At 58.8% G+C, this 15271-nt stretch carries 15 protein-coding genes; 11 read left to right on the forward strand and 4 right to left on the reverse strand.

Annotation, left to right across the window (positions count from 1 at the left end):
- Positions 1–649: 649 nt before the first annotated feature.
- Positions 650–2401 (forward strand): S-type pyocin domain-containing protein, encoded by a 1752-nt coding sequence (locus ACUXAC_RS22205; protein ID WP_454266881.1) that lies wholly within the window; start codon positions 650–652, stop codon positions 2399–2401.
- A complete protein-coding gene (locus tag ACUXAC_RS22210) occupies positions 2398–2670 on the forward strand; it encodes a colicin immunity domain-containing protein (RefSeq protein ID WP_072270057.1) in 273 nt (90 codons plus the stop codon). Before ACUXAC_RS22205 ends, ACUXAC_RS22210 begins: the two co-directional genes overlap by 4 nt.
- Positions 2671–3482: 812 nt before the next feature.
- Here ACUXAC_RS22210 and ACUXAC_RS22215 read toward each other — a convergent pair.
- Both ACUXAC_RS22215 and ACUXAC_RS22220 read right to left on the reverse strand, forming a co-directional pair.
- Positions 3483–3842: a TonB family protein gene (locus ACUXAC_RS22215; protein ID WP_193776825.1), complete on the reverse strand. Its 360-nt coding sequence runs from the start codon at positions 3840–3842 to the stop codon at positions 3483–3485.
- A 228-nt stretch (positions 3843–4070) separates the two neighbouring features.
- Positions 4071–4973, reverse strand: a complete 903-nt coding sequence (locus ACUXAC_RS22220) for a LysR family transcriptional regulator (RefSeq protein ID WP_169317938.1) — start codon at positions 4971–4973, stop codon at positions 4071–4073.
- A gap of 140 nt (positions 4974–5113) precedes the next feature.
- Here ACUXAC_RS22220 and ACUXAC_RS22225 point away from each other — a divergent pair, with 140 nt between their 5' ends.
- From ACUXAC_RS22225 to ACUXAC_RS22265, 9 genes are all read left to right on the forward strand, one after another.
- Positions 5114–6649, forward strand: coding sequence for an MFS transporter (locus tag ACUXAC_RS22225; RefSeq protein WP_089186643.1), 1536 nt, complete (start codon positions 5114–5116; stop codon positions 6647–6649).
- Positions 6650–6690: 41 nt separating this feature from the next.
- Positions 6691–7734, forward strand: a complete 1044-nt coding sequence (locus ACUXAC_RS22230) for an HlyD family secretion protein (protein ID WP_387443970.1) — start codon at positions 6691–6693, stop codon at positions 7732–7734.
- On the forward strand, positions 7731–9176 hold the full coding sequence (locus ACUXAC_RS22235) for an efflux transporter outer membrane subunit (protein WP_454266882.1): 1446 nt from the start codon (positions 7731–7733) through the stop codon (positions 9174–9176). Before ACUXAC_RS22230 ends, ACUXAC_RS22235 begins: the two co-directional genes overlap by 4 nt.
- A complete protein-coding gene (locus ACUXAC_RS22240; RefSeq protein ID WP_060424273.1) occupies positions 9157–9930 on the forward strand; it encodes a siderophore-interacting protein in 774 nt (257 codons plus the stop codon). Before ACUXAC_RS22235 ends, ACUXAC_RS22240 begins: the two co-directional genes overlap by 20 nt.
- 21 nt (positions 9931–9951) lie before the next feature.
- On the forward strand, positions 9952–10395 hold the full coding sequence (locus ACUXAC_RS22245; RefSeq protein ID WP_060423462.1) for a universal stress protein: 444 nt from the start codon (positions 9952–9954) through the stop codon (positions 10393–10395).
- Between the two features lie 71 nt (positions 10396–10466).
- On the forward strand, positions 10467–10979 hold the full coding sequence (locus ACUXAC_RS22250) for an Mpo1 family 2-hydroxy fatty acid dioxygenase (protein ID WP_060441232.1): 513 nt from the start codon (positions 10467–10469) through the stop codon (positions 10977–10979).
- Between the two features lie 19 nt (positions 10980–10998).
- On the forward strand, positions 10999–11721 hold the full coding sequence (locus ACUXAC_RS22255) for a nucleotidyltransferase domain-containing protein (RefSeq protein WP_421115344.1): 723 nt from the start codon (positions 10999–11001) through the stop codon (positions 11719–11721).
- Between the two features lie 174 nt (positions 11722–11895).
- Complete coding sequence (locus ACUXAC_RS22260; protein ID WP_039568202.1) at positions 11896–13062, forward strand: MFS transporter; 1167 nt, start codon at positions 11896–11898, stop codon at positions 13060–13062.
- A gap of 192 nt (positions 13063–13254) precedes the next feature.
- Positions 13255–13491, forward strand: coding sequence for a DUF4282 domain-containing protein (locus ACUXAC_RS22265; RefSeq protein WP_019452598.1), 237 nt, complete (start codon positions 13255–13257; stop codon positions 13489–13491).
- Between the two features lie 51 nt (positions 13492–13542).
- Here ACUXAC_RS22265 and ACUXAC_RS22270 read toward each other — a convergent pair whose 3' ends face one another.
- Positions 13543–14292 carry an NAD-dependent epimerase/dehydratase family protein gene (locus ACUXAC_RS22270; RefSeq protein ID WP_149571872.1) on the reverse strand — a complete coding sequence of 250 codons (750 nt, stop codon included), beginning with the start codon at positions 14290–14292 and terminating at the stop codon, positions 13543–13545.
- A gap of 93 nt (positions 14293–14385) precedes the next feature.
- Positions 14386–15249, reverse strand: coding sequence for a LysR family transcriptional regulator (locus ACUXAC_RS22275; RefSeq protein ID WP_147840571.1), 864 nt, complete (start codon positions 15247–15249; stop codon positions 14386–14388).
- Positions 15250–15271 lie beyond the last annotated feature (22 nt).

Genomic DNA, 15271 nt, shown 5'->3' on the forward strand with positions numbered 1-15271 from the left:
CCATTGTTGCCACCACCAGTATGCCCGCCAGTGTCCTTATTCTTACCTCCCCATGGGTTATTCTCCGAGCTCCAGCCAGAGTGATCGGATGCATCCACACCTCCACCCAACTCCGTCGGCCCACCATTCACCCCACCGCCAGGACCGCGGCTGTCTTTACCATCACCACCACTAATAACTCATCTCCTGTTGAAATCGCATACAAACACTGTATGCACATCCTGTTTTTAGCGAGAGTTAAAGGAGTTTACATGCCATTAACCCAGCTGGTTGTTGTGCTGTATATCAAACAAAACAGAGAGGAGGTTTGGGGTGAATGGGGTTTGAGGGCCAATGGAACGAAAACGTACGTTAAGTAGATAATTAATTGTTTAAGCTGAAATTTAATGCTCTCTACTCTCCCTTCAGAATATCCTCCGGGAGTATGACTGGTTGCAGAAGCTGGAGTGGGAACGGACGCGCAGCCGGGATTAACCCACATTTGTCAGTGTGACAGCTGTCGCAGGCGGCTGCTTTTTTGTGTCACGCTTAGCACATATGAGAATGATTATCATTTGATTGACGGGTTTGAGAGGAGGGTTTAGCATCAAACACTATATATAAACACAGTGTTTGTGTGCAAAATGACAGATATCAAAAAGGAGATTTTATGGAGCATAAATGGGAAGTTAAATACGATCCGTATAATTATAATAACGGGGTGGCACCTGAACCCGGATTATATTGGCAAAACGGATCTTGGAGTTGGGAAAATGGAGAGGAGACCCTGACAGTCACTGCAATTCCGATCCCTGGGTTGGATGAAAAAGTCAAAGAATGTCTGGCCAATAATATTTGTTTTATCTGCGGAAAGAAAAATTGCCCATATATAAAAAACGACAAGCATTATCGTGAATTGCTGGATGCCTGTCGTCGAGGCGATGGTGCGAACGCAAAAAGAATATACATGCAGCGGTTTGCGCCACTTCTCCATGTATTCAGCGGGCAACGTAACGAAGGGTTGCAACGGGAACTGGACGCGCAGGCAAGAGCGAAAGCCGAAGCAGAAGCCCGCAAGGCCGAGGAAGCCCGAAAGGCCGAGGAAGCCCGAAAGGCCGAGGAAGCCCGCAAGGCCGAGGAAGCCCGCAAGGCCGAGGAAGCCCGAAAGGCCGAGGAAGCCCGCAAGGCTGAGGAAGCCCGAAAGGCCGAGGAAGCCCGCAAGGCCGAGGAAGCCCGCAAGGCCGAGGAAGCCCGCAAGGCCGAGGAAGCCCGTAAGGCCGAGGAAGCCCGTAAGGCTTTGTTCGACAAAGCCGGGGTGAAACCCGCTCCCGTGTATACACCGGCGATGGTAGCAGAAGCGAATAAGGCGCTCAAAGCGCCGGGCGCTATGGTGCTGAATCAGACGCCGGGGACGGCGCAGATAGCGTTGGCTGGAGCTGGAGTGTGGACAGCTGCCGGTAATGTGGCAGGCAGTATTACCAACTGGTTCAGTAATGCGCTGTCCAAACTGTCCGTTCCGGCGGTCAGTCCGGGGCTTCTTAAGGCATCGATGGCGACTCTTTGGTTCCATTCAAAACCTGCTGGTCAGGGTAGTGATCAAGTTCCAGGGCGCGACGTTCCTGCGCTGTTTGCGTTTCCGGCGCGGGCTCTGGCGGATGCGAAGGCGATAGAGGCCGGGATGAAAACCGTGAATATGCCGGCGCGTGGGAGTCTGGTGAAGAGCAATGGGCAACTGGCGCTGCAGCTGCTGAAAACCGGTAACGGCGGTATTCCGGCGGCGGTGCAGGTGCTGACGGGGGTGCGTGATCCGAAAACAGGTCTGGACCGTATTACCGTTCCGGCAATTGCCGGTGCAGGCGTCCCTGCGCGGACCATCCTGATTAACCCGGCTCAGCCGCCCTCAGCGCCGTCAAATACCGGCACACCACCGCCTCCGGTCCCAGTGACCCCCGTCCATACTGGCACGGAAGTGAAACCGATGGACACCATCACGGTGACCACGACGCCGGTCGCAGACCACAACGGACTACAGGATTTTATCTACTGGCGTCCGGACGCGGCCGGAACAGGTGTAGAGCCGGTGTATGTGGTGCTGAGTGATCCGCTTGATTCTGGACGATTTACACGTAAACAATTGGATAGAAAATACCTCAAACATGCTAGTGATTTTGGGGTTAGTGACACGAAGAAAAATCGTGAAACGTTGACTAAGTTCAGGGATGCTATTGAGGCGCATTTGGCGGATAAAGGAACTGTGGAGAAAGGGACTTACCTTCATGAAAAAGGATCAAAAGTATTCTTTAATCCAAAAACAAATAACGTCGTTATTTTGAAGGAAAATGGTGACTTTATATCTGGGTGGCATTTAACTGTGGGAACACCGCAATATGAGGTTTACATTAAAACGGGGAGTTTGAAATGAGTATTAAATTAATTGATTTGACGAAAGATTTAGTGTCATCCAAGGTTTCACCTGAAGATTTTGAATCTCGCTTTTTTAAGTTATGGCGAGATGAGGGTAATTCAGGGGTACTGGCAAAGGATAGCAAGGAGATTAGTGGGTGTTTATACGAAATTTTTGATCTGGCTGAGCGGTACACATCAGATCCTGATCGTTCATCAATTGAAATTGATGAAAAAACGCTGAAAAAAGAAGCTGAAGTAACATTGAGAAAATTTAAATTCATCTGAGAATTCTTTGAATATGTTCTTTGCGCCATCCGAACGGGTGGCGTTTTTTATGCATGCAATTCGATGGGGGGAGACGGGGCCTGACGCTCAGTGGAACGAAAACTCACGTTAAGATATTTTCTGCCTTTGACGCCGCTTTTAACGGCCTCAGATGTCCTTGGGGTTTGAGGGGCAACCGTACGAAAACGTGCGGCAAGCTAAAAATGAACGTCTGAAAAATCGATTAGCAGACAACGCTGTCCGTTAAATGCCAATTTTCGATTAAAAAGACACCATTTTAAGGGCATTTTTCTATGCCTATTATTTTTATATATCAGATAGTTACTTCGCTAACGTACAATCTCGTTCCATTGGCCCTCAAACCCCTGAATAAACTCGCCGACATGACAACAGATAGCATTAAATGTGCATATTAAAAAATTGTTACATTGCCATTGTTGGTTTCTCTTCATAAGCCTCAAGCGCCTTTGAAACCGAAGAAGTTGTCGTCATAAGGTGAGGAATACCGACAAGATAGAGGGCTGAAACCTAACAGGGGATTTATCACGCCTTCAATTAGCTAAAATCGAACGGTCAAAATATGAGCTTAACGTACAATAATTTTCGATATCCAAACTGACCCTTAAACCCCACAAGTAAAATCATTTGGGGGCATAATAGGGGGCATGGTTCAAAATCTAACTTGATAAAACTGAGTAAATTCAAATGAATGGGCTATCAAATGCGACTCCTGTGATGTCCGGTAGGGCTAATTTGCTTCCTTCCTTTTGTGAGAGCACGGCTTGTGTGGGTAGAGAAAATTTAGCGTACGATCAGCGAAACGGAACCCCATTGCCATAGACTGAGTTGTGCGGTTTGGTGGTGAAGTTAAAAGTAAATTCACGATCCTTCACTGGCTGACCGCGTTCAAAGTGCCAGATTTTCATGGCAGTCAGCACCGGCTCGTCAAAGATCCCGGCGGGTTTCGCCTGCATAATACGCACATGGCTGACCGTGCCGTCGTGCTCGATATCATATTTCACCTTGACGATGCCATTGGTGTTTTTCAACAGGGCCTGTTCAGGGTAAACGGGAGCCGTTTTAATGAGAGCTTTGGGGGACGGTGCGGCACCGAGCGCCAGCGCAGGCGTCAAACACAGTAGCAAGGGGGCGACAAACGTATGTTTTCTCATGTCATAATCCATTGGTTAAAAAGATAGCAAATACAATGTAAGACCGTGAGCTCCTCCTAATAGAGCGGAACTCAAGATACTGATTTTTTAACTAATTGAATAATTAATGCTTTCATCGAATATACCGAGTATGCGCAGGGCTTCGGCAAAATGCCATATTACCGGCTTATCTGGCAGGCGTATTTGGGTTCTGCCGCGAGCGTCTTCTCTCCCCAACACCTAACCCCCTTACTCCCTTTGCAAAAAGAACTGCTTTATGGTCTGCCGCAGCCAGCGGTGCGCCGGGTCGCGATCGAGGCGCGGATGCCAGGCCTGCACGATAAACACCGATTCCAGCTCGAGCGGCAGCTCGATCTCAGCCAACGGCAGGTGGATGTTGCTTACTCCCTGCAGCACGTGGCGCGGTAGCGGCAGGATAAAGTCTGATTTCATGGTTAGCATCATCGCCGAATGGAAGCCCGGCAGGGTCAGGGCGACGTTGCGCTGCAGGCCAAGATCGCGCAGCGCGTCGTCGATCGGCCCCTGCGTGCGCCCGCGGCGAGAAACGCTGATATGCGGGTAATGGGTCAGGGTTTCGGGCGTTACCTGGCCGATGATCGGGTGACCAGGGCGCACCAGCGCCTGAAAGGTGCTGGTGAACAGGCTCTGCGTCTTGATTTCCGGGTGCCAGTCGCGTGAGGAACCGATCACCAGATCCACTTTGCCGCTGCGCAGCGCGTCATCCTCGCCGTCGCTTTCGGCGATGAATTTCAGGCCGCTCAGCGGCGCCGATTCCCGCAGCGTCTCAAGCAATCCGCCCGCCAGCGCGCCGATAAAGATGTCGTTGGCGCGAATGGTGAAGGTTCGGGTCAGCCTGCCGGGTTCGAACGCATCATTCGGTGCGATCAGCGCGGCGGCCTGTTCGATGATATCGCCGAGCTGGCGTTTCAACTCCAGCGCGCGCGGCGTCGGCACCAGATGCTTGCCGGCCCTGACCATGATCGGATCGTCGAACTGTCGGCGGATGCGCCCCAGAATGCGGCTCATCGCCGGCGCGCTCAGATTCATCTTCTCGGCGGCGCCGCTCACGCTGCCTTCTTCCAGCAGCAGATTCAGCGCATAGATCAGGTTGAAATCAATTTTTTGTGGCATGGCCTCTCCGGTGGTGGTGCGCTCAATGGATTGCGTTTTGTGCAACTAGTTAATTACATCATTTCATTTTAAACAATCGAAATAAGCCCGGATACTGCCCACGACAACAAAGATTGAGGCTGAAACAGCAGGAGTGGGGAATGGTTGAGGTGTCTGTTACGCCGCACCACAAAAATCGATGGCTCGCCAGCGCCGGCGAAATCAACGGCCGCACCTGGCTGGGGCTGTTCGGCGTGTTTTTGGCGGTGATGGCCAGCGGCGTGGGGGAAAACGCCAGCAAGTTCGCGCTGGCGGATATACAGGGCGGCATGCTGCTGAGCTTCGATGCCGGCAGTTGGCTGACCACCTGTTACGTCACCGGCTTTGTGATCGGTTCCGGGTTCACGCCCTGTTTTTGGCCGACCTTTTCGCTGCGCCGGGTGGCGTTGACGATGTGCGGCATTTACCTGGCCGGTGGGCTGCTGACGCCCTGGCTGGGAGAACAGTATGGCGTGCTGCTGGCGGTGCGCAGCCTGCAGGGCTTCGCCGGCGGCGCGTTGCCGCCGATGCTGATGACGGTGGTGCTGCGTTTTATGCCGCCGCTGATCAAGGTGCTGGGGCTGGGTGCCTACGGCTGGGTCTCCGCCTGGAGCGCCACGCTGGGCGCCACCGCCGCCGCCTTCGCCTTTCACTGGGGTTGGAGCGGGTACTTCTACTGGAACCTGCCGCTGATGGCGATCGCTGCGGTGTGTATCGGCTACGGTCTGCCGCAGGATCCGCTGCGGCTGGAGCGCCTGCGGCAGTTCAACTGGCGCGGCCTGCTGCTCGGCGGCGTGGCGCTCGGCATGCTGACGGTGGGCATTTCACAGGGGGAGCGCCTCGACTGGCTGAACTCGCCGCTGATCTACGTTTTATTATTGGGTGGCGGCGGATTATTGGCGTTATTTCTGATTAACGAATGGTATCACCCGCTGCCTTTTTTCAATTTGCAGTTATTAAGCAAAAGGAATTTGTCCTTCTCCTTAATTACGCTGGGTGGCGTGCTGTTAATTATGGTGTCGCTGGTCAATATCACGTCGGGATATTTATCCGCGATTCAGGGCTATCGTCAGGAACAAACTTCCGACTTAATGCTGTGGGTGGCGTTGCCGCAATTAATTACGCTGCCGATTGTCGCCATGATATGCAATACGCCGCGGGTGGATTGCCGCTGGGTGCTGGCGATCAGCCTGCTGTTGATGGCCACCGCCTGCGTGCTGGCTGCCCAGCTGACGCCGGAATGGAACGGCGACACGTTTCGCGTTATCGCGCTGTTGCAGGCGGTCGCTCAACCGATGGCGATCATCCCGTTGCTCATGCAGGCGACCGGTGGGCTGTTGCCGACCGACGGGCCGTTTGCGGCGGCCTGGTTCAACGCGGTGAAGGGTTTCGCTGCCACCGCAGCCGGCGGCGCCATCGCGCTGCTCAGCCGACAGCGTGGGGACTATCACGCCGGCACGATCGCCGACGGTTTTGGCTCGGCCTACAGCCGCGCATCGGGGTCGGCGGAGCAGTTGGCGCAGCTTGCCGCTCGGCAGGGCCACGTGCTGGCCAGCGCCGATCTTTATCTGTTGGTTGCCGGCCTGGCGTTATTACTGACCGTGCTGATTTTATTTATGCCGACCCGTATTTATCCGCCGCGTTCGGTCGCCGCCTGACATTTTATCATCAGAAATAAATATTAAGTGGAGTCACTTTTATGGCTAACAAGAAAGTCGCCGTCGCCGTATTGGCGGTTACCGTCATTACGCTGGGATTATTAATCAATAAATTCCTTATTAAAGAGACACAGCAGAATACCAACGACGCCTATATTCGCGCCGATATCTCGCGTATTTCTCCGCAGATTGCCGGTGAAATTGCGCAGGTGTTGGTCAGGGACAATCAGTGGGTCAAACAGGGGGAGTTGCTGGCGGTGATCGACCCGCGTGAATTCAACGTTGCCCTAGCGCAGGCGACGGCGCAGGAGCAATCGGCCCGCGCCCGGCAGGACGACGCCAGGGCTAACCTCACCCGCCAGAGCGCGCTGATCGCCGCCGCGCTGGCGGAGCGGCAGGCGGCGCAGGCGGAGCTGGCGTTTGCACGCCAGGAGCAGAACCGCTACCAGAGAATGGCCAGCAGCGGCGCGGGTTCGCAGCAGGCGGCGCAGCAGGCGACAACGCGGGTGCACACGCTTTCCGCCAATGTGGCGCAGGCGGAGGCGACGCTCAAAGCGGCGCGAAACATGGAGCAGGTGCTACAAGCCAAGCTGGCGGACAGCGATGCCGAGCTGATGTTGGCGCAGGCGAAGAAAGCGATGGCTGAACTGAACCTGTCTTATACCCGCATCACCGCGCCGATCGGCGGCGTGGTCGGCAAGAAAAGCCTGCGGGTCGGGGAGTTCGTCAAACCGGGCGATGCGCTGCTGGCCATCGTGCCGCAGGACAAGCTGTACATCATCGCCAACTACCAGGAAACCCAGCTGGAAAAAATTGCGCACGGGCAGTCGGTAGACATCCATATCGATACCTTTCCCGGCCAAACGCTGAAAGGGCAGGTGGACAGCATTGCGCCGGCTTCCGGCGTCAGCTTCGCGGCCGTGGCGCCGGAGAACGCCACCGGCAACTTCACCAAGATCGTTCAGCGCATCCCGGTGAAGATTGTGTTCGATATCAATAAAGAGCATGCCGCCTTGCTGGGCGCCCTGCGCGTCGGCATGTCCGCAGACGTCAGCATCAATACGCTGGACGGAGGCGTGCAATGAACAGGGCTGTGATCTCGCTGCTGTTGATTGCGCTGAGCGGCTGCCGGGCGGTAGGGCCGGACTACGCTCGGCCGCAAAACGCGCTGCCCGAGAGCTGGGGTCAGCAGGCCGGCGGCGGGGCGCTGCCGGTGGCCTGGTGGTCGATATTCAACGATGCGTCGCTGACGCAACTGGTGCAGCGCGCGGCGGCCGGCAACCTGGATCTGCAGCTCGCCACGGCGCGCATGCAGCAAAGCCGCGCACTGCTGGGCGTGACCGAGGTGGCGCTGATGCCGGATCTGAGCCTGGACGGCGCCTATCAGCGCCAGCGCGCCACCTCGGTGGGCAGCATGGATCCGTCCGGCAACGGCGGAGAGGCGGATTATAACCTCTGGCGCGGCGGATTCAGCGCCACCTGGGAGTTGGACATGTGGGGCAAGCTGCGTCGCGCATCGGAAAGCGCGCGCGCCGGCTTCGCCGCTTCGCAGGAGAATCGGCGCGCGCTGCTGACGTCGGTGACGGCGGAGGTGGCGAGCGACTATCTGCGTCTGCGCGCCACGCAGCAGCAGCTGGCGGTGGCGCAGGAAAACCGCGCCACGGCGCTGCGCACGCTGCAGCTGACGCAAAGCCGTTATCAAAGCGGTGCGGGCAACGAACTGGATATCGATCAGGCGCAGGTGCAGTTGGCGCAGGTAGATGCCCTGCTGCCGACGCTGTTCGATCGACAGGAACGCTTGAACAACGCCATCAGCCTGCTGTTGGGCGAGCGGCCGGGCGCGCTGAAAGCGATGTTGTCGCCGACGGGGCCGCTGCCGGCGCTGGTGCGCGCGGTGCCGATGGGTGTGCCGTCGGATCTGGCATTGCGCCGGCCGGATATTCGCGAAGCGGCGGAACGTTTGCATCAGGCGACCGCCGAGATTGGCGTCGCCACCGCCGACTACTATCCGCGCATCACGCTGACCGGCAACGCGGGCTACCAGGCATTGGCGCTGGCGGATATGGGCAGCTGGTCCACGCATACCTTCGCCATCGGCCCCGCCCTGTATCTGCCGCTGTTCGACGGGGGGAAAATCACCCAGCGGGTGCGCCTGAGCGAATACCGGCAGCAGGAAATGGCCATCGCCTACCAGCAAACGGTGCTGCGCGCTTGGCATGAGATCGACGACGCGCTTTCCGGTTACCGCGCCCAGCAGCGCCGCCAGACGCATCTGGCCGAGGCGCTGGCCGCCAACCGACACGCGTTTGCGCTGGCGCGCGACAGCTATCTGAACGGCGCCAGCGATTTTATCCACGTTCTGAGCACGCAGCGCGCGCTGCTGGATCTGCAGTCCGCGCAAATTGTTTCACAGGAGGAGACGGCGATCGCCGTGGTGAATATCTATCGAGCGCTGGGCGGCGGCTGGGAACACACCTACCCGTCTGCGGCGCCACAGGAGAAGGCTGATGCACAACACGCTGAATAAGATTGTCGACGAGATGCTGGAAAGGGATACCCGCCGTAAACGCGAGGCCAGGGTGAGCGCCGTGCGGCAAGTCACCGCCCGGATCCGCCGCATCACGTTGAGCGGCGACGATGTGGATAAGTTTATCGCCGACCCGCGCGCGCAGGAGCCGGCCAGTTGGATCAAGGTGTTCTTCCCGTGGCGCGACACGCTGGCCGGGCGGGCCTACACCCTGAGCGGCATCGACAAACTCGCCCGCACTTTCGATATCGATATGGTGCTGCACGGCGAAGGCCCGGCGTCGAACTGGGCGCACGACGCGATGCCGGGCGACAAGCTGGGGTTTGCCGGCCCTTGCTCCGGCGGCTTCCGGCTGTTGCCGCAAACTCGCTGGCTACTGTTGCTGGGCGATGAGACCGCGCTGCCCGCCATGCGCACTATCCTCGCCTCGCTGTCTACCCCGCTGCCGGTGCTGTGGTTCGCCGAAGTGGGCGATGCGCAGGAGATTCAGGATGTCGATTGCTCCTTTTTGCAGATGAACAGCTGGCAAATACGCACCCGGCATTTCGACAGCGTGATGAACAGCCCGCTGGTGCAGGCCGTCAGCCACTGCGAACTGCCGGCCGGGGAAGGGCAGGTGTGGCTGGCCTGCGAACACCAGGTCGCCGCGTATCTGAAGGCGCGTTTTATCAACGAAATGGGCATCTCCCGCGCCGCCTTGTTTGCCAAAGGTTATTGGAAAAAGGGCGAAGCTAATTTCAAGGGCGCGATGTAACTCGGGCGAATGAGGATGGTTATGATTGAGAGAGTGTTATTGGCGGTGGACTGCTTTGAACACAGCGGCAACGCGCTGGATTTTATGGCGCGTCTGCAAGGCAGCATCGGCGGCGTGATCGTACTGACGGTGGTAGACAATGCCTTCACGCTCAGCCGCAGCGGCCTGCGTTTCGACAGCGACGAGCGCGAAGAATATCCCGCCGCCCAGCGCGAAGAGGCGCTGGCGGAAAAGCAGGTCGGGCAGGTGACGCGGGCGTTGAAACAGATGGGCTTCAACGCCCAGGGCCTGCTGGCTGCGGGGGCGCCCATCGAGGTGATCCCGGACCAGATGGCTTTGTTCAACTGCGATTTGCTGATCATCTCGCACCGCCACCTGTCTTCGTTGGGGCGCTGGCTGAACGCCTCCGTCACGCGCGGCCTGCTGGATGAGATTGGCCAACCGGTCTTGGTGATCCCGCGCTAAGCTATGGGTAAGGGCAGCCGCGTTCGGCGGCGCGCGTTTGGCGACGAAGGCCGCACATACCGGAGGTCAACATGCGAAGTCTGGAAGATCAACTTGCCGCTTATGCCGCCTATCACCGCGATGCGCGCAATATTGCCACGCATTTTATCGGCATCCCGCTGATCGTCGTCAGCCTGCTGGCGCTGCTCTCCCGGCCGGCGTGGGGCGCGGGAGGGCTGCCGTTTTCGCCGGCCTGCGCGGTGGTGATCGTCGCGGCCCTCTATTACCTGAGGCTAAATCTGCGCCTTGGCGCCATGATGCTGGCGTTGCTGCTGCTGTGCCTCGGGTTCGGCGCCTGGGTGGCGTCGCTGTCGACGGCGGCGTGGCTGAGCATCGGTATCGGCGGCTTCGTCATCGGCTGGCTGTTTCAGTTTGTCGGGCACTTCTGGGAGGGGAGAAAACCGGCGTTTATGGACGACGTGACGGGCCTTATCATCGGCCCGCTGTTCGTACTGGCGGAAGCCTGCTTCCTGGCCGGCGGGCTGCGCGAACTGCAGCGGAACATCGAAATGCGCTCGGGCAAAGTGCGCAGTGGGAGGGCATGAGGTGGGCTTGATTCCTACAGTGACAGCGTTTCCGCTGCAGCAGGCTTTTATCCCGCTGCTGGAGGCGCTGACGACAGGGCTACCGCGCCAATTCCCGACGCTCATCCACAGCATTTACCTCTACGGCAGCGTCGCGCGCGGCGAAGCCATTCCCGGCGTGTCCGATCTGGACATCACGCTGTTGCTCATCAAGTCGGCCGATAGCGAGGCGTTGCAGCGCCTTGAGGCGTGGCGGCAGGCTTTTCAGCTGGAGCAGCGGATCGTGAGCAAGGTCGACTTTGACATCGGCAGCGTCGAGGAGGCGTTGAACCCCGAGCATTGCCATTCCTGGGGATTTTGGCTGAAGCATCACTGCCGCTGCCTGTGGGGCGAAGATGTGTCCGCCGCTTTTCCGCTGTTTCGGCCCGATCGGCGCATCGCGCTGGCGGTCAATGCCGATTTACGGCCCGTGTTGGCGCACTATCGGGAGCAGCTGCTGCAGGCAAGCCCGGTGCCGGATGAGAAGCGCTTAAAGCGCGAAGCGGCCAGAAAGCTGATCCGCGCGACCAACATGCTGCGCGCCGAGGACAGCGCATTCTGGCCGACAACGTTAACCGACTATGCCGAGCAGCTGCTGGCGCGCTATCCGGCACAGCAGGCTGACATGGCGTACTTGCTGGCTCATGCGGTTGGCGAGGCGAACGACGCTGCCTTTGCCGACCGGATGATGGATTTTCTTGCGTGGATGGAAGGGCAGCGGTAGGGCGGCTGCCATGCGTGATCACACCGGATGACGGATGCCTCCTCCCGCCGCACTTTTAACAAATTTGCAAAAGTCTTTTAGCCTCCCGCCTGCTTATCTTTGTTGTGATCAATGTCATACTTTCGGCATCTTAACTGTTCCCGCGCTTCGGCAGCGGTAAACCGGAGTTGTTGCATGAAAGTGAATTATCCCTTGTTAGCGCTGGCGGTGGGGGCGTTCGGCATCGGCACCACCGAATTCTCTCCCATGGGCTTGCTGCCGACCATCGCCAAAGGGGTGGACGTCTCCATTCCGATGGCCGGCATGTTGATCAGCGCCTACGCCGTCGGCGTGATGGTCGGCGCGCCGCTGATGACGCTGCTGCTGTCGCACCGGGCGCGCAGAAGCGCGCTGATTTTCCTGATGGCGATCTTTACCCTAGGCAACGTGTTGTCGGCCATCGCGCCGGATTACACCACCCTGATGCTGTCGCGCATCATCACCAGCCTGAACCACGGCGCCTTCTTTGGCCTCGGATCGGTGGTGGCCGCCAGCGTGGTGCCGAAAGAGAAACAGGCCAGCGCCGTGGCGACCATGTTTATGGGGCTGACCATCGCCAATATCGGCGGGGTGCCCGCCGCGACCTGGCTGGGTGAAACCATCGGCTGGCGCATGTCGTTCTTGGCGACGGCCGGGCTGGGCGTGATCGCCATGCTGGGGCTGTGGTTCTCGTTGCCGAAAGGCAGCGCCGGCGCGCGCCCTGACGTGAAACGCGAGCTGTCGGTGCTGGTGCGGCCGCAGGTGCTGACCGCGCTGCTGACGACCGTGCTGGGGGCGGGCGCGATGTTCACGCTCTATACCTACATTTCGCCGGTATTGCAGCACATCACCGAGGCGACGCCGCTGTTCGTGACGGTGATGCTGGTGCTGATCGGCGTCGGTTTCTCGATCGGTAACTACCTCGGCGGCAAGTTCGCCGACCGTTCCGAGAGCGCGACGCTGAAGGGCTTCCTGCTGCTGTTGGTGGCCATCATGCTGCTGATCCCGCTGCTGGCGCGCAGTGACATCGGCGCTGCGGTGAGCATGGTGATTTGGGGCGCGGCGACCTTTGCCGTGGTGCCGCCGCTGCAGATGCGCGTGATGCGCGTGGCCAGCGAAGCGCCGGGGCTGTCGTCTTCGGTCAACATCGGCGCTTTCAACCTGGGCAACGCGCTGGGCGCCGCCGCCGGTGGCGCGGTGGTCTCCGCCGGTCTGGGCTACAGCTTCGTGCCGGTGATGGGGGCGATTATCGCCGGGTTGGCGCTGCTGTTGGTGTTGTTCACCAGCCGCACCGCGGCAAAAGTCGTTTACGCCAACGGCTAAGTGACAGCGTGCGGCGGTTTTTTATCCGCCGCACGCCGTTAGCCGCATAAAACATAAACGCTTATCCTCTCCCGCCCCCATTTATCTGTTCGGCATCAACTCTTAGCCGCTATCATTAACCATGTATATACATGGTGGCCGCTTGCACGGCACCTCTGGGATAATGAAAGACCTGCCTAAGGAAAGATCCACATGAGAAATATCTTCTTCTTCGACGCGATGCTGACGCCAAAAATCATCACCGCCGTTTACTGGCTGGCGCTGTTGGGCGTGTTGATCAGCGGCATCGGCATGATGTTCTACGGCGAGTTCTTCCGTGGCCTGTTCGGCATCATCGTCGGCGGCGTGTTCGTGCGCGTGGCGTTCGAGATGATCATCATTGCGTTTAAAAATAACGAATATCTGCGCAAGATCGCCGAAAAACCGTAATGCTGTCCCAACGCCGGGTTCCTCCCGGCGTTGTTTCCCTTTCCGCCCAGGCTATTCGAAGCCGAGTAGGCTGAACGCATCGTCCTGCGGGGCGTAACCCAACAGGCGACGGGTCTCTTCCAGCGATAAACGCGTGTAGCGGTTATTGGAAACCCCGTGCACCACCGCATATTGCACCCCTTCGACACGAATGCAGCGCTCCAGCAGATCGGCGGCGTCGCGATGGCTGAGAAACGCGCTCATGTCGCGAGCGCTGAGCCGATCGCCTGGGCTGAGGGAGGTGAAGTTGGCGATGCGCACCGACAGGGCGGAAAGCCCTTCCTGATGGGCGAAGTAGGCGGCGATGCCTTCGCCGAAGGCTTTGCTGGCGCCGTACAGGTTCTTCGGTTTCGGCGCGTCATCCGGGCGGATTTGATAGTCGAGCGGATAGCCTTCCACCGCCTGTGCGCTGCTGGCGAACACCACCCGGCGGCAGCCGGCGTCTTTCGCCGCGCGGAAGATATTGAAGGTGCCGAGAATGTTGTTGTCCATCAACGAGCCGCAGAAGTCGGCGTCGGGGGAGGGATCGGCCGCCAGATGCAACACGGTGTCGATATTGGTGCAGGCCGCGCGGCAGGCGTCGAGATCGGCGATGTTGAAGCTGATGACTTCGTCGCCGGGTTGCAGATCGTTCAGCAGGCTGATGTCGCGTTCCGCCAGGCGCAGCGCGTAGCGATCGCCCATTGCCTGACGAAACGCCGTGGCTACCCGGCCGCCGGCGCCGGTGATCAGAATCCGTCCTACATCAGTACGCAACACCATGATGACTGCCATCCCTACTCTCGATTAAGTGTTGACCAGTAATAATCCCCCGCGTGACTTTTGTCCAGTATTTATATTAGTCATTCTGATGCTTTATGCCGGTAATGGGCACGTTTTGCCGAGCGTTTCGACCAGGAAATTCATCACCGCGCGCACGGCAGCGGTGCGCGCCAAATCGGGATACGTCACCAGCCAAAGCTCGCGCGTTGGCGCGGCATTGGCCGTGGGCAACGGGACCAGATCCGGATCGCCATCGGCGACGAAAGTCGGCAAAACGGCGGCACCCAGCCCTGAACGCGCCGCTTGTTGCAGTGAAAACAGATCGCTGGCCTGAAAGACCACCGGACGCCCCTGCAACAGCTGTTGCAGCCATTGCTGATGCGGCTGCTGTTGGTAGTGATGGTCATAGGCGAGAAAGCGGCGCGCCGCGTCGGGCAGTGCGGCGTGCTCCGGTGCGGCATACAGCGCGTAGCGCATCATGCCGATGCGCTGCGTCAGCAGTTCCGGTTGCTGCGGGCGCACCATGCGCACGGCAATGTCGGCTTCGCCGCGATCCAGCTCGGCGAGCGCCGATTCACCCGACAGCGTGACGACGATCTGTGGAAAAGCCTGGTTAAATGCGGCAATGCGCGGCGCGAGAATATGCGCGGCGATCGACGGCGGCGCACTGATGCGCACGGCGGCCTGGGGCGTTGCGCCGGCGCTGCGCGCATGGCGGGCAATAGCCTGGCTTTGCGCCTCGAGCTCCGCCGCCAGCCCGGCGATGGCCTGCCCGTCCTGGGTCAACGGTGTGCTGCGCGGATGGCGCACGATCAAACGCAGGCCGAGCGCCTGTTCCAGCGCCGCTACGCGTCGCCCGACGGTGGCGTGATCGCAACCCAGCTCCCGCGCTGCCGCCGACAACGAACCGGTGCGCGCCAGCGCCACGAAGTGTTTTAAATCCTGCCAGTCAAACATCGGTGAATTCCTGCACATTAAT

It is taken from the genome of Serratia sp. 121840015-1 (assembly GCF_053627655.1).

What these genes read in the sequence shown, in the direction of transcription:
- ACUXAC_RS22205 (WP_454266881.1), top strand. Translation starts at nt 650, where the DNA reads ATGGAGCATAAATGGGAAGTTAAATACGATCCGTATAATTATAATAAC.
- ACUXAC_RS22210 (WP_072270057.1), top strand. Translation starts at nt 2,398, where the DNA reads ATGAGTATTAAATTAATTGATTTGACGAAAGATTTAGTGTCATCCAAG.
- ACUXAC_RS22215 (WP_193776825.1), bottom strand. Translation starts at nt 3,842, where the DNA reads ATGAGAAAACATACGTTTGTCGCCCCCTTGCTACTGTGTTTGACGCCT.
- ACUXAC_RS22220 (WP_169317938.1), bottom strand. Translation starts at nt 4,973, where the DNA reads ATGCCACAAAAAATTGATTTCAACCTGATCTATGCGCTGAATCTGCTG.
- ACUXAC_RS22225 (WP_089186643.1), top strand. Translation starts at nt 5,114, where the DNA reads ATGGTTGAGGTGTCTGTTACGCCGCACCACAAAAATCGATGGCTCGCC.
- ACUXAC_RS22230 (WP_387443970.1), top strand. Translation starts at nt 6,691, where the DNA reads ATGGCTAACAAGAAAGTCGCCGTCGCCGTATTGGCGGTTACCGTCATT.
- ACUXAC_RS22235 (WP_454266882.1), top strand. Translation starts at nt 7,731, where the DNA reads ATGAACAGGGCTGTGATCTCGCTGCTGTTGATTGCGCTGAGCGGCTGC.
- ACUXAC_RS22240 (WP_060424273.1), top strand. Translation starts at nt 9,157, where the DNA reads ATGCACAACACGCTGAATAAGATTGTCGACGAGATGCTGGAAAGGGAT.
- ACUXAC_RS22245 (WP_060423462.1), top strand. Translation starts at nt 9,952, where the DNA reads ATGATTGAGAGAGTGTTATTGGCGGTGGACTGCTTTGAACACAGCGGC.
- ACUXAC_RS22250 (WP_060441232.1), top strand. Translation starts at nt 10,467, where the DNA reads ATGCGAAGTCTGGAAGATCAACTTGCCGCTTATGCCGCCTATCACCGC.
- ACUXAC_RS22260 (WP_039568202.1), top strand. Translation starts at nt 11,896, where the DNA reads ATGAAAGTGAATTATCCCTTGTTAGCGCTGGCGGTGGGGGCGTTCGGC.
- ACUXAC_RS22265 (WP_019452598.1), top strand. Translation starts at nt 13,255, where the DNA reads ATGAGAAATATCTTCTTCTTCGACGCGATGCTGACGCCAAAAATCATC.
- ACUXAC_RS22270 (WP_149571872.1), bottom strand. Translation starts at nt 14,292, where the DNA reads ATGGTGTTGCGTACTGATGTAGGACGGATTCTGATCACCGGCGCCGGC.
- ACUXAC_RS22275 (WP_147840571.1), bottom strand. Translation starts at nt 15,249, where the DNA reads ATGTTTGACTGGCAGGATTTAAAACACTTCGTGGCGCTGGCGCGCACC.